Source organism: Streptomyces sp. NPDC004732 (genome assembly GCF_040609235.1).
Classification (GTDB): Bacteria; Actinomycetota; Actinomycetes; order Streptomycetales; family Streptomycetaceae; genus Streptomyces.
Map to the genome: position 1 here is coordinate 213,849 of NZ_JBEXJR010000009.1, position 12,440 is coordinate 226,288.

Annotated in this window: 13 protein-coding genes; 8 read left to right on the plus strand and 5 right to left on the minus strand. The window is 73.4% G+C overall.

What is annotated here, in order from left to right; genetic code table 11:
• Positions 1-203: 203 nt before the first annotated feature.
• Positions 204-770 carry a hypothetical protein gene (locus ABZV77_RS27580; protein ID WP_356262111.1) on the plus strand — a complete coding sequence of 189 codons (567 nt, stop codon included), beginning with the start codon at positions 204-206 and terminating at the stop codon, positions 768-770.
• A gap of 118 nt (positions 771-888) precedes the next feature.
• Positions 889-1,560: a class F sortase gene (locus ABZV77_RS27585; protein WP_356262113.1), complete on the plus strand. Its 672-nt coding sequence runs from the start codon at positions 889-891 to the stop codon at positions 1,558-1,560.
• Between the two features lie 25 nt (positions 1,561-1,585).
• On the opposite strand, the gene ABZV77_RS27590 is transcribed toward ABZV77_RS27585, so the two are convergent.
• The 3 genes from ABZV77_RS27590 to ABZV77_RS27600 all read right to left on the minus strand — a co-directional run bounded on the left by ABZV77_RS27590 (position 1,586) and on the right by ABZV77_RS27600 (position 4,198).
• The gene (locus ABZV77_RS27590; protein ID WP_356262116.1) at positions 1,586-2,368 is read right to left on the minus strand and encodes a TSUP family transporter; all 783 of its coding nucleotides are present in this window, start codon (positions 2,366-2,368) and stop codon (positions 1,586-1,588) included.
• Between the two features lie 96 nt (positions 2,369-2,464).
• Positions 2,465-2,656 carry a hypothetical protein gene (locus ABZV77_RS27595; protein WP_356262118.1) on the minus strand — a complete coding sequence of 64 codons (192 nt, stop codon included), beginning with the start codon at positions 2,654-2,656 and terminating at the stop codon, positions 2,465-2,467.
• Between the two features lie 45 nt (positions 2,657-2,701).
• Positions 2,702-4,198: a ferredoxin reductase family protein gene (locus ABZV77_RS27600; RefSeq protein WP_356262121.1), complete on the minus strand. Its 1,497-nt coding sequence runs from the start codon at positions 4,196-4,198 to the stop codon at positions 2,702-2,704.
• A 281-nt stretch (positions 4,199-4,479) separates the two neighbouring features.
• On the opposite strand from ABZV77_RS27600, the gene ABZV77_RS27605 reads away from it, so the two are divergent.
• From ABZV77_RS27605 to ABZV77_RS27630, 6 genes are all read left to right on the plus strand, one after another.
• Complete coding sequence (locus ABZV77_RS27605; protein ID WP_356262706.1) at positions 4,480-5,688, plus strand: FAD-dependent oxidoreductase; 1,209 nt, start codon at positions 4,480-4,482, stop codon at positions 5,686-5,688.
• 1 nt (position 5,689) lies between these two features.
• Complete coding sequence (gene nirB, locus ABZV77_RS27610; protein ID WP_356262124.1) at positions 5,690-8,251, plus strand: nitrite reductase large subunit NirB; 2,562 nt, start codon at positions 5,690-5,692, stop codon at positions 8,249-8,251.
• The gene (gene nirD / locus ABZV77_RS27615; protein ID WP_356262127.1) at positions 8,248-8,589 is read left to right on the plus strand and encodes a nitrite reductase small subunit NirD; all 342 of its coding nucleotides are present in this window, start codon (positions 8,248-8,250) and stop codon (positions 8,587-8,589) included. Before nirB ends, nirD begins: the two co-directional genes overlap by 4 nt.
• A gap of 43 nt (positions 8,590-8,632) precedes the next feature.
• Entirely contained in the window at positions 8,633-9,217 is a 585-nt protein-coding gene (locus tag ABZV77_RS27620) for a TetR/AcrR family transcriptional regulator (RefSeq protein ID WP_356262130.1), read from the plus strand.
• Positions 9,218-9,307: 90 nt separating this feature from the next.
• A complete protein-coding gene (locus ABZV77_RS27625) occupies positions 9,308-10,105 on the plus strand; it encodes an SDR family oxidoreductase (RefSeq protein ID WP_356262133.1) in 798 nt (265 codons plus the stop codon).
• A 92-nt stretch (positions 10,106-10,197) separates the two neighbouring features.
• Positions 10,198-11,124 carry an oxidoreductase gene (locus tag ABZV77_RS27630; RefSeq protein WP_356262136.1) on the plus strand — a complete coding sequence of 309 codons (927 nt, stop codon included), beginning with the start codon at positions 10,198-10,200 and terminating at the stop codon, positions 11,122-11,124.
• A gap of 40 nt (positions 11,125-11,164) precedes the next feature.
• Here the strand turns inward: ABZV77_RS27630 and ABZV77_RS27635 are convergent, their stop codons facing one another.
• Positions 11,165-11,602, minus strand: coding sequence for a group III truncated hemoglobin (locus ABZV77_RS27635; protein ID WP_356262139.1), 438 nt, complete (start codon positions 11,600-11,602; stop codon positions 11,165-11,167).
• Positions 11,603-11,800: 198 nt separating this feature from the next.
• Positions 11,801-12,373 (minus strand): hypothetical protein, encoded by a 573-nt coding sequence (locus ABZV77_RS27640; protein ID WP_356262142.1) that lies wholly within the window; start codon positions 12,371-12,373, stop codon positions 11,801-11,803.
• Positions 12,374-12,440: the final 67 nt, after the last annotated feature.

Here is a 12,440-nt window from a genome sequence, read left to right on the forward strand (position 1 = left end):
TGTCCGCCGACACGCCGGTGACCTGCTGGAACGTTCCTCCCACCGCACCGGAAGACCCCCGTACCCGGCCTTTCTGATGCCCCATCAGGAGGCGTGGGCCGCCGAGTGCCACTTACCTCGGTAGAGCGGGGTTCGACCGACGCAGCGGCACTTGGGGGTGCCGCGGGCCGTGCCCGTGCGATGGCCCTCGGAGGAACGACCACATGCGCTACGCCCGTCTGCTGACCGGTACCGCTCTCGCCGTGGCGGCGGGCGCTCTGGCCGTCCCCGCCTCCGCCGCTCCCGGCCCACCGGCCGGGGGCCTCGAAATCCGCCCCGCCACCGTCACCCCCGGCTCCACCGTCACCGTGAACACCACCGCCTGCGGCTCGGGCGGGACCGCGACGGGGGACGCGAGCGCGGTGGGCGCGGGCACGTTCACGCTGGCGCCGAGCAACCACCCGGAGAGCAGCGAGACCGCGGCCGGGCGGTTCGAGGTGCCGCCGTCCGCGCAGCCCGGCACGTACGAGATCGTCGCGAAGTGCTCCGGGTCCGGCGGCTCGGGGGCGAAGAACAAGAAGGTCGCGGGCGATCTCATGGTGACGATCACCTCCACCGCCGCTGCCGGTGAACGGCAGCAGCAGCTCCCCAAGGGGCATGTGAAGACGGGGGTCGGCGGCGCACTCGGCCCCGACCCCGTGCAGACCGCGGCGGGAGTGGCGGCCCTGGCCGTCGCCGCCGCGGGCGGTACCTGGCTCCTGCATCGCCGGGCGAGAGGCGACAGGATCTGACGGACACCCTCCGCTGTCCACCGGTACCGCCACCCCTGCCCCCTCCCGGCCCGTGTCCCCTCGCGGGCGGGGAGGGGGACGAGGGCCCTGTCCGCCGTGACCACGAGGAGGCCGCCAGATGCGCCGTACGGGCAGGAAGACCGGCAACGCCGTCATAGGTGCCGTCACCGCCGTGGCCCTGTGCTCCGGGGCGTGGCTGCTCAGCAACGGCGCCGAGTCGCACCCGCCGCCCCAGCCGTCCGCCGCGCAGGCCGCGCAGGCCCCCTCGACCGCCCCAGGCACCGCCCCGGGCACCGGCCCCGGCATCGACCCCGACTCCGGGACCACGCCGCTCCCGCCCTCCCCGCCCGACCGCGTGCGGATCCCCGCGATCGGCGTCGACACCCCCCTGATGGGCCTCGGCCTGACCCGGCAGGGCAGCCTCGACGTGCCGCCGCCGGAGCGCAAGAACCTCGCGGGCTGGTACGAGGCGGGCACCACGCCCGGCGAGCGCGGCACCGCGATCGTGGCGGGCCACGTCGACAACAAGGAGGGGCCCGCCGTCTTCTACGAGCTGGGCGCGCTGCAGAAGGGCCGCACGATCGAGGTGGAGCGCAGGGACGGCAGCGTCGCCGTCTTCACCGTGCACGCGAACGAGGTGTACGACGCCGCGGACTTCCCCGACGAGAAGGTGTACGGCGCCGCGAACCGGCCGGAGCTGCGGGTCATCACCTGCGGCGGGAAGTACTCGAAGCGGACGGGCTACCAGGGCAACGTGGTGGTCTTCGCCCACCTCACCGCGGTCCGCTGAGGATCCCTCTCCCGCCGCGCACCGCTCACGCCACCCACTGCTCGTACGCCATCTTCACCACGAGCCCGAAGACGGTGGTGAGGAGCACGACGCGGACGAAGCCGCTCCCCTTCTTCAGAGCCGTGCGCGCGCCGAACATGGCGCCCGCGAGGTTGAAGGCGGCCATGAGACCGGCCAGCTGCCACAGGACCGCGCCCTGCCAGCTGAACATCGCGAGGGCGCCCGCGTTGGTGCAGCAGTTCACGATCTTCGCGGTGGCGGACGCCGCGACGAGGTCGAGGTGGAGCACGGCGGTCAGGGCGAGGACGAGGAACGTGCCGGTGCCGGGCCCGATGAGCCCGTCGTAGAAGCCGATTCCGAGGCCCGCGAGGCCGATCGCGGCGAGGATCCGCTTCGGGGACGCGGGCCCGGTGGCGGGCGCCGTGCCGAAGGCGGGCTTGAGGATCACGAAGGCGCCGACGGCGAGCAGCACCACCATGATCACGGGCTTCAGCACGTCGGTGCTCATGCCCGCCGCGAAGAACGCGCCGCCCATGGACCCGGCGAGCGCGGCGAGGCCGATCCGCACCGCCGTCGGCACGTCGACCGGTGTCTTCCTGACGTACGTCACCGCGGCGCCCGTCGTGCCGACGATCGCGACCGCCTTGTTCGTGCCGAGGGCGTGCGCGGCCGGGGTGCCGCCCGGCAGGCCGAGGAGCAAGGCGGGGAGGAGCAGCAGTCCGCCGCCGCCGACCACGGCGTCGATCCACCCGGCCGCCAGGGCGGCGAGACACAGGACGACGACCGTGGTCAGGGATATGTCAGGCATGATCGCGACCTTAAGGACGCGGTGATCACGCAGTCCATCGAATAGGTGAAAGTTGAGCGACTTCTGAGGTCAGGGAGTTGTCTGAGACCTCTGATGTCAGGGAGCTGCCTGTGGTGCGGGTATGCCCGCCGCGGGGCGGTCGGGGGCCGGGGGTGCCGCCGGGTCGACCGCGAGGGCCAGGGCCGTGGCGACGAGCGCGCTCGCCCCGGCCAGCCCCGCGGCGAGCTTCCTGCGGGCCTGGAGGGTGGGTCCCTGGGCGGGGGCGAGGGGTCTGCGGTGGCGTCCCATGTCCTGCTTTCTCGGGGAAAGGTGCGGTGCGGTGTGCGGCGGCGCTCAGAACGTGAAGCACTCCGCGTGGATGCGTTCCTCCGGGACGCCCGCGCGGACGAGCGCCGTGGTCGCCGCGGCGGACATGCCGGGCGGGCCGCACAGGTAGACGTCGTGGTCGGCGAGGTCGGGGATCAGATTGCGCAGGGCCTGCGGGGCGAGGGGGTCGAACGACGCGTCGGAGCGGCCGAGCAGATAGTGCAGCCCGGCCTGCCGCCCCCGCGCGATGGCCTCCAGCTCCTCCCTGAGGACGAGCTGTTCGGCGCTGCCCGCGCGGTAGAGCAGGGTGATGTCACCGGGGCCGCCGGGCAGCGTCTCGAAGAGGGCCCGCATCGGGGTGATGCCGACGCCGCCCGCGAGGAGCAGCACCTTGCGCCGGGTGCGCCGGTGCGCGGTGAGCGCGCCGAAGGGGCCGGTGGCCAGGACGCGCGTGCCGGGCCTGAGACGCCGCATCCGCCGGGTGTGGTCGCCCGCCGCCTTGACGGTGATGCGCAGCGTGTCGTCGCGGACGGGCGCGGACAGCGAGAAGGGCAGCGCGGTGTGCCAGAGCCTGCGCTGGAGGAAGCGCCACCGGAAGAACTGTCCGGGTTCGGCACGCAGGTGGTCGACGCCGATGCCCTGCACGACGACGGAGACGACGCCGGGTCCTTCGTCGTGCACGCCGATGACGCGCAGGCTGTGCCGCAGCGCCTGCCGTACGGGGACGACGATGCGGTACCAGACGAGGAGGACGGCGACGGTGGCGTGCAGCAGCGACCAGAGCCCGAGGGACAGGACGCCGCCCGCGACGTCGGGACCCGCTAGCTGGTGCGCGAAGGCGAGGGCGGCGCCGAGGTAGGTCAGCAGGTGCACGGCGCGCCAGGTCTCGTGCGGGATGCGGCGGCGCAGGGTGCGGGCGGAGGTGACGCCGACGGCGGCGAGCAGGGCGGTGCCGACGGTGGCGGCGGCGAGGCCCGGATAGCCGAGCAGGTCGAGGGTGGCGTGCAGGAGGTCGGTGTCGGCGTGGGCTGCGTAGCCGCAGAGGGCGAGGAGGGCGTGGGCGGCGCAGAGGCTCAGCACGTACCGGCCGCCGAGGGCGTGGCTCCGGGCGAGCCGGTCGGCGCCGACGCCGTGTTCGACGGCGGGGACGCGGGCCATCAGGAAGAGCATGACGAGGATGCCGTACCCGGCGAGCAGCCCCGTCAGGTGCGCCCCGGTGGCGAACAGCACGTCGAGCCGGGCGGACGGCTCCGCCTGCACGGCCCACAGCGCGGTGATGGCAAGGGCCCCGTCGATGATTCCGATGCGCAGGGTCCGGAAGGTGATGCGTACGGGTGGGGCGGGGGTGGCTCGGGGCGTCTTGCGGGGCGTCGCGCGGACGCGGCGCCGCCCGCCGCCGGTCGTGCGCGGCGGCTCCTGGGGCATCGGCGGAATGCCCTGGTCCAGCGGGGCGTCCAGCTGGCGCAGGTACGCGGCCAGCGCTGGGTACGCGTCGATTCGGGGGTCGGCAGCCTCGGTGGTCACGGCCGCACACTAGGCGCCGTGAGGGCCTGGAAGTTCCTGGTCAGCGGCGTCCGCCCGTTCTTTAAGGCGGCCTTGAGGATCGGCTCAACGGGGGTTAAGCAACGGGCCCTCACAGCCGTTCACGGACCCCGCTGAGGGCAGCGTTCCGCCAGGGAAACAGGGCCGATCCTGCCGGGTAACACCGGCGTCGCACGCTTCGGGACATGACCTCCTCACCGCAGCCGCGAGCGGCGCAGCCGACCGCCGCAGGGCCCGGCACCGGCGCCGCACCGGCCGACGGTGTGGTGGTGATCGGCACGGGCCTGGCCGGTACCCGCGTGGCGCAGCGCCTCGGCGCGGGCACCGTACTGATCGGCGAGGAGGAGCACACCCCGTACAACCGCGTGCTGCTCGCCGAGGTCCTCGCGGGCCGGTACGGACCCGACGTGATCGCCCTGCCGAGTCCGCCGGGGCCGGTGCTCCGCACCCGCGCGGTCCGTGTCGACCGCGCCGAGCGCCGCGTGCACTGCGCGGACGGCAGCGTCGTCCCGTACGGCACCCTCGTCCTCGCGACGGGCTCGAACCCCGTCCTGCCGCCGCTGCGCGGCCTGTTCGCGCCGGGGGCCCGTGAACTCCCCGGCGGCGTGCACGCGTTCCGGACCATGGACGACTGCCTCGCGCTGTCGGCGGCGCTCACGCCGGGCGTCCGTGCCGTCGTCATCGGCGGCGGCCTCCTCGGCGTTTCGGCGGCCCGCGCCCTCGCCGTGCGGGGCGCCCAGGTCGTCCTGACCCAGCAGGCCGAGCGGCTCATGGAGCGCCAGCTCGACCCGGCCTCGTCGGAGCTGGTGCGGCGCCACCTCACGGACCTCGGCGTCGAGGTGCACACCGAGTGCCGGGTGCGCGGGGTCGGCGTCACCGACGGGGCCGTGCGCCGCGTCGAACTCGCCGACGGCTATCTGCTGGAGACCGATGTGACCGTCCTCGCCTGCGGCGTGCGGCCCCGCACCGGTCTGGCGCAGGCCGCCGGGCTCGACGTGCGCAGGGGCGTCGTCGTGGACGACCTGCTGCGGACGTCCGACCCGCACATCCGGGCCGTCGGGGACTGCGCGGAGCACGCGGGCCGGGTCTACGGCCTGGCGACGCCCGCCGTCGAGCAGGCCGACACGCTCGCCGCGGCGCTCGGCCACGCACCGGCCGACGGGACCGCCCCGCGCCCCTACACCGGCACCCGCACGCTGACCCGCCTCACCCTGCCGGGCCCGGGACCGCTGGACCTCGCGGCCTTCGGGGACCCGGAGCCGCGCCCCGACGACGACGTCGTCCAGCTCGCCGACGCGACCCGCGGCACGTACCGCAAGGTCGTCGTCCGCGGCGGCCGCCTCGTCGGCGGGGTGCTGCTCGGCGAGCTCGCCGCGGTCGGCACGCTCGCCCGCGCCTGGGAGGCCGACGACCCGCTGCCCGACGACGACAGCCCGCTACTCCACCTGCTCACGAATGACGGAGGCCGCTGACATGCCAACGCCCGCACAGACCCCGCTCCCCCGCCCCACCCTCGTGCTCGTCGGCCACGGCATGGTCGGCCAGCGGTTCCTGGAGGCCGCCGCCGCGCAGGGGCTCACGGCGAGCCACCGCGTCGTGGTGCTGTGCGAGGAGCCGCGCCCGGCCTACGACCGCGTACAGCTCACCTCGTACTTCTCGGGCCGCACGCCCGACGACCTCTCCCTGACCGACCGGGAGTTCCTCGACGAGCACGGCATCGAGCTGTACGTCGGCGACGCGGCGGAGAGCTTCGACCGCGAGGCGAGGACGGTCACCGCACGCTCGGGCGCCGTCTTCACGTACGACAAGCTCGTGCTCGCCACCGGCTCGTACCCCTTCGTGCCGCCGGTGCCGGGCAAGGACGCGACGGGCTGTTTCGTCTACCGCACCATCGAGGACCTGCTGGCCATCGAGGAGTACGCGAAGCGGCGGGCGACGACCGGCGCGGTCGTCGGCGGCGGGCTGCTCGGCCTGGAGGCCGCGGGCGCGCTCAAGGGGCTCGGACTCGCCACGCACGTCGTGGAGTTCGCGCCGCGGCTGATGCCGGTGCAGGTCGACGAGGGCGGCGGCGCGGCGCTCCTGCGGACCATCACGGGCATGGGTCTGACCGTGCACACCGGCACCGGCACGCAGGAGATCGTGGCGGGCGAGGACGGTGCCGTGGCGGGCATGAAGCTGTCCGACGGCAGCGAGGTCGCCACGGATCTGGTGGTGTTCTCCGCGGGGGTGCGGCCGCGTGACCAGCTGGCCCGCGACCACGGCCTGACCGTCGGCGAGCGCGGCGGCATCACGGTCGACGAGCAGTGCCGCACCAGCGACCCGGACGTGTACGCGATCGGCGAGTGCGCGCTGGCGGCGGACGGCCGTGTCTACGGCCTGGTCGCGCCGGGCTACGAGATGGCCCAGACGGCGGCCGCCGACATCGCCGCCCAGGAGGCGAGCTTCACCGGCGCCGACCTCTCCACCAAGCTGAAGCTCCTCGGCGTCGACGTCGCGTCGTTCGGCGACGCACACGGCACGGCGGAGGGCTGCCTCGACGTCGTCTACACGGACTCGCGCTCGGGAACGTACAAGAAGCTGGTGATGTCGCCCGAGGGCGAGCTGCTCGGTGGCATCCTCGTCGGCGACGCGGAGCAGTACGGGGTGCTGCGGCCGCTCACCGGGTCCGTACCGCCGGTGCCCGCCGAGCAGTTGGTGCTGCCCGCGGGCGCGGGCGCCCCCGTCGCGCTCGGCCCCGAGGCGCTGCCGGGATCCGCGGTGATCTGCAACTGCCACAACGTCACCAAGGACGCCATCTGCGCCTGCTCCAGCCTGCCCGAGGTGAAGAAGTGCACCAAGGCCGGTACGGGCTGCGGCAGTTGCCTGAAGGTGATCGGGCAACTGCTGCCGAAGAGCGGCGACGACGGGCTGTGCGGCTGCTTCGGGCAGACCCGCCAGGAGTTGTACGAGATCGTGCGCGCCCTGCGGATCACCTCCTTCCGCGAGCTGCTCGACGGGCACGGACGCGAGGGGGCGCGCGGCGGCGAGGGCTGTGACGAGTGCAAGCCCGCGGTCGGCTCGATCATCGCGTCGCTCGCGCCGTCGATCGGCGCGAAGGGGTACGTCCTGGACGGCGAACAGGCCGCGCTCCAGGACACCAACGACCACTTCCTCGCCAACCTCCAGAAGAACGGCTCCTATTCGGTGGTGCCGCGCATCCCCGGCGGCGAGATCACACCGGAGAAGCTGATCGTCATCGGCGAGGTGGCGCGGGACTTCGGGCTCTACACGAAGATCACCGGCGGGCAGCGCATCGACCTGTTCGGGGCGCGCGTCGAGCAGCTCCCGATGATCTGGACGAGGCTGGTGGACGCGGGCTTCGAGTCGGGGCACGCGTACGGCAAGGCGCTGCGCACCGTGAAGTCGTGCGTCGGGCAGACCTGGTGCCGGTACGGAGTACAGGACTCCGTGCGCATGGCCATCGACCTGGAGCTGCGCTACCGGGGCCTGCGCGCCCCGCACAAGCTGAAGTCGGCGGTGTCCGGGTGCGCCCGCGAGTGCGCGGAGGCCCAGTCCAAGGACTTCGGCGTCATCGCCACGGCGAGCGGCTGGAACCTGTACGTCGGCGGGAACGGCGGCGCGACCCCGCGCCACGCGGACCTGCTCGCGCAGGACCTGAGCGACGCCGAACTGGTGCGCCTCATCGACCGGTTCCTGATGTTCTACATCCGCACCGCGGACCGTCTGGAGCGCACCGCCGCCTGGCTCGACCGGATCGACGGCGGCCTCGACCACGTGCGGGACGTCGTCGTGCACGACTCGCTGGGCATCTGTGACGAGCTGGAGTCGCTGATGGCCGCGCACGTCACCCACTACCGCGACGAGTGGGCCGAGACCCTCGACGACCCGGAGCGGCTCGCGCGCTTCGTGTCCTTCGTGAACGCGCCGGGCGTGCCGGACCCCACGGTCGGCTTCGTCCCCGAGCGCGACCAGATCAAGCCCGACCTTCCCCTTCTGTCCATCGGCCCCCGCCCCCTGGAAGGAGCCACCCGATGAGCGGCTCGACCTCCGTCCGCATTCAACTCCGCCTCGAAGAAGACTGGTTGGAGATCTGCGACCGTACGCAGCTCGTGCCGGGCCGGGGACTCGCGGCCCTGCTGCCCGACGGCAGGCAGGCCGCGCTCTTCCTCGACCGCGAGGGCCGCGCGTACGCGATCGACAACCGCGACCCGTTCACGGGCGCCGCGGTGCTCTCCCGGGGGCTGCTCGGGACGGAGCAGGGGCGGCCGTTCGTCGCCTCGCCGCTCCTGAAGCAGCGGTTCGACCTGGAGACGGGGCGGTGCCTGGACGACGAGGAGGTGTCGGTCGCGGTGCACCCGGTACGGGTTGCCTGAGATTGCTTGACCGTTCGTTCCAGAAAGACGTAACATTCCCCTCGTGGCCAGGACCAAGGAATTCGATCCGGACGCCGCGCTGCAGTCGGCCCTCGAGCTGTTCTGGCGGCGTGGCTACGAGGCGACGTCGATGGCAGACCTCGTCGAGGCGCTCGGCATCGGGCGCGCCAGCATCTACGCAACCTTCGGGAACAAGCACGAGCTGTACCTGAAGGCGCTGGAGCGGTACGGCGAGATCCAGAACCCGCGCCTGCTCGCGGAGCTGGCGCAGCCGGGCCCCGCACTGCCCGCCGTGCGCGCGGTGGTGCGCCGCTTCGGAAACGAGGCGTCCACCGGCGAAGGGCGCCTGAGCGGCTGTTTCATCACCAACACGGCGGCCGAGCTCGGCCCGCACGACGAGTCCGCCGCCCGCTGCGTCGAGCGCAGCTGGGACCACATCGAGACCCTGCTGCACTCCGCACTCGTCCGGGCGCAGGCGCAGGGCGAGCTGCCCGAGGGCCGCGATCCGCTGACGCTGGCCCGCATGCTGCTCGTCATGCTGCAGGGCGTGCGGGTGGTCGGCAAGGCCTCCAAGGACCCCGCGCGGGTGCGGGACGCGGTGGAGCAGACACTGGCACTGCTCGACTGACCCGCCGCCCGGCGCTTTTCCACCCACCCACGTACAGCCATCTTTTATTTGCCCCAATACTGAACCGATCGGTCAAGAAAAGAGCCCGTCATGACTGCGCACACCCCTCACACCCCTCACGCCCCTCGCGCCCGCTTCACCGGCCGCACCGCGCTCGTCACCGGCGGTGGCTCCGGCCTCGGCCGGGCCATCGCGCTCGCCTTCGCCGCCGAGGGCGCGAACGTCGTGGTGGCCGGGCGCACCGAGGGCCCCCTGAAGGAGACCGCGGACCTCATAGCGGGTGCCGGGGGCAAGGCGCTCGTCGTCACCGCCGACGTCTCCCGCTCCGCCGACCTCGCCGCGCTCGTCGCCGCCACCGTCGACCGCTTCGGCTCGCTCGACGTGGCCGTGAACAACGCGGGCGTCCTGCGCGCCGGAAAGCCGGTCGCCGAGCTGGCCGAGGAGGACTGGCGCACGATGCTCGACATCAACGTCACCGGCGTACTGCTCGCCCTGCAGGCCGAGGTGAAGCAGATGCGCACCCAGCCCGCGGGCGGCGCCGTCGTCAACATCGGCTCGACCCTCGGCGCGCACACCAGCACGCCGGGCACGGCCGCCTACGGAGCGACCAAGGCCGCCGTCTCCGCGCTGAGCCGCGCGGCCGCCGCCGAGCACATCAGGGACGGCGTCCGCATCAACACCGTCAGCCCCGGCTCCTCCGACACCACCATGTCGTTCCGCCCCGGCGAGACCGAGGCCGACCGCGCGGCCCGCATGAAGGAGTCGACGCCGCTGGGCCGCGTGTCGACGACGGAGGAGGTCGCCGCGGCCGTGCTGTACCTGGCCTCCGACGAATCCGGCTCGGTGGTCGGCGCCGACCTGGTGATCGACGGCGGCGCCGCGGCCTGAACGGTGGCCCCCTGCCGCGGGCTCCCCCTCCGACCTACTCTTGAGTAAGAAGCCACTTCTGATCAAGAAGCCTATGGAGAGGGAGCCCACCCATGGCGGCCTGGACCGCGAACGACATCCCCGACCAGAGCGGCCGCACCGCGGTGGTCACCGGCGCGAACAGCGGCCTCGGCTACGTCACCGCGCGTGAGCTCGCCCGCCGCGGCGCCCACGTGATCCTTGCCTGCCGCAGCGCGGAACGCGGCGTCGCGGCGGTGGACCGGCTGCTGCGCGAAGTGCCGGACGCGGACGTCGAGTTCAGGGCACTCGACCTCGGGGACCTGGCGTCCGTACGACAGTTCGCAGCCGCGTACGACAGCGCGCGCCTCGACCTGCTGATCAATAACGCGGGGGTGATGGCGCTCCCCTACCTTCGCACCGCCGACGGCTTCGAAACGCAGTTCGGCGTCAACCACCTCGGGCACTTCGCCCTCACCGGGCTGCTGCTCCCCCGCCTCCTGGACACCCCCGACGCGCGCGTCGTCACCGTCTCGTCCGGTCTGCACGCGCTCGCCAACATCGACATCGGCGACCTCAACAGCGAGCGGAACTACCGCCGTTGGATCGCCTACGGCCGCTCCAAGACGGCCAACCTCCTCTTCGTCCACGAGCTGGCGCGCCGCCTGGCCCTGTCCGGCGCCGACACCCTCGCGGCCGCCGCGCACCCGGGCTACGCCTCGACCAATCTGCAGACCGCGGGCGTCAAGATGGAGGGCCGCAAGGCCGCCGAACGCATCGTGGCACTCGGCAACCGGCTCCTCGCCCAGTCCGCGGCGGCCGGCGCGCTGCCCACGCTGTACGCGGCCACGGCGCCCCGCGTGCGGCCCGACTCGTTCACCGGCCCGGGCCCGCTCGGGCTCCGCGGGGCGCCCGCCCGGTCCTGGCGGGCGAAGTGGACGCTGAACGACGTGGCCGGGGAGCGGCTCTGGGCGGCGTCCGAGGGGCTGACGGGCGTGCGGTACGAGGGGCTCAAGGACTGAGCTGGCTCAAGGGCTGAGCTGGCCCAGGGACACTGGGCCGCTACGCCGCCCTGCGCAGCTCAAGCGCCACCAGCGGGACGAACCCCGGGCCCTCGCCCGCGGTCGGCGCGTCCTTGCCGCCGAGGCGACGCAGCATGGCGACCGCGATCCGCTCCCCCTGCGCCTTCGCGCGCTCCGCGTTCGGCCCCTGGTGCAGACCGTCCACCGTGGCGTGCCACAGCTGTACCCAGCGGCCGAAGTGCTCGGCGGTGAGGGGGCGGGCGGAGTGCAGCGCGGCGTGCGGGGCGAACGCGTTGCGGCGGTAGTCGGCGGAGCGGAAGAGCGCACGCTCCCAGAAGTCGGTGATGCGCGGCAGGTGCACGTCGAGGTCGGTGCCTGCGATCTCCGTGAAGAAGGGGCCGATCAGCGGGTCGGCGAAGGCCGCCGTGTAGAAGCGGCGGAGCAGCGCATCGAGGTCGGCGCGGGAAGCGATGTCCACACGTACGACTGTGGCACGGGCTGCGGGTGGGGCGTCGACGGAATGCGGGATTCCCGGGGTGTACGAGGCGCGCGGAGCGCGTGGGGGGCGCGGGCTCTGCGGGATGCGCGGGGCGTGCGGAAGGTGCGGAAGGTGCGGGGCGTCCATGTCTCCACGGTCCGCCGCACGCTCGGCCGCTCCCAGGGCCGAAGGTCCCGCTCAGTACAGGTCCGACGCCTCGAAGACGCCCTTCGCCACCGCGTTGTCGGCGCGCTCGATGAGCCGCTGCAGTTCGGTGCGGCCCGTCCTGAGCAGCCCGGCCTCAAGGGCGAAGCGGGCGCCGGTGTCGAGGCGGTGCAGGAGCAGCGGGTTGTCGACGAGGAGCTGCGGGTCGAGCTCGACGCGGTTGCCCAGCGAGTCGCTCAGGACGAGGCGCGCGGCGACGCCCTCGCTGTACCGCACGGCGGTGAGCAGGCAGGTGCAGACGTGCCTGCGGCGGCCGAGGCCCCGCACGGCCAGCCAGCCGGGCCCCGCCGTCACCCGTACGGGATGCAGCACCAGATAGAGCAGCCCGGAGAGCGGGACCCACAGACAGACGCGGAGCGGGCTGAGCGTGCCGTTGGCCCAGTCGATGAGGAGTACGAGCCCGAAGAGCGCGACCGCGCAGAAGACGGCGGCCCGCACGTCGGGCGCCCAGCTGCGGTCCGAGAGGGTCGCGTCCGGCGTCTCCCGCCCGTAGGGCCCTCCCGCCACGGACCGCGCGTCGCCCTGTCTCGTCCTGTTGTGTCCCATGTGCGGCACCGTAGAACGTCCGCCGCGCCACGTCGTCCCCCTTGACGTGGTGCATACACGCGATGGG

Excerpts from the sequence above, each read along its gene's own strand:
- ABZV77_RS27630 (WP_356262136.1), top strand. The coding sequence starts at position 10,198 with ATGGCGGCCTGGACCGCGAACGACATCCCCGACCAGAGCGGCCGCACC.
- ABZV77_RS27580 (WP_356262111.1), top strand. The coding sequence starts at position 204 with ATGCGCTACGCCCGTCTGCTGACCGGTACCGCTCTCGCCGTGGCGGCG.
- ABZV77_RS27590 (WP_356262116.1), bottom strand. The coding sequence starts at position 2,368 with ATGCCTGACATATCCCTGACCACGGTCGTCGTCCTGTGTCTCGCCGCC.
- ABZV77_RS27585 (WP_356262113.1), top strand. The coding sequence starts at position 889 with ATGCGCCGTACGGGCAGGAAGACCGGCAACGCCGTCATAGGTGCCGTC.
- ABZV77_RS27595 (WP_356262118.1), bottom strand. The coding sequence starts at position 2,656 with ATGGGACGCCACCGCAGACCCCTCGCCCCCGCCCAGGGACCCACCCTC.
- nirD (WP_356262127.1), top strand. The coding sequence starts at position 8,248 with ATGAGCGGCTCGACCTCCGTCCGCATTCAACTCCGCCTCGAAGAAGAC.
- ABZV77_RS27625 (WP_356262133.1), top strand. The coding sequence starts at position 9,308 with ATGACTGCGCACACCCCTCACACCCCTCACGCCCCTCGCGCCCGCTTC.
- nirB (WP_356262124.1), top strand. The coding sequence starts at position 5,690 with ATGCCAACGCCCGCACAGACCCCGCTCCCCCGCCCCACCCTCGTGCTC.
- ABZV77_RS27640 (WP_356262142.1), bottom strand. The coding sequence starts at position 12,373 with ATGGGACACAACAGGACGAGACAGGGCGACGCGCGGTCCGTGGCGGGA.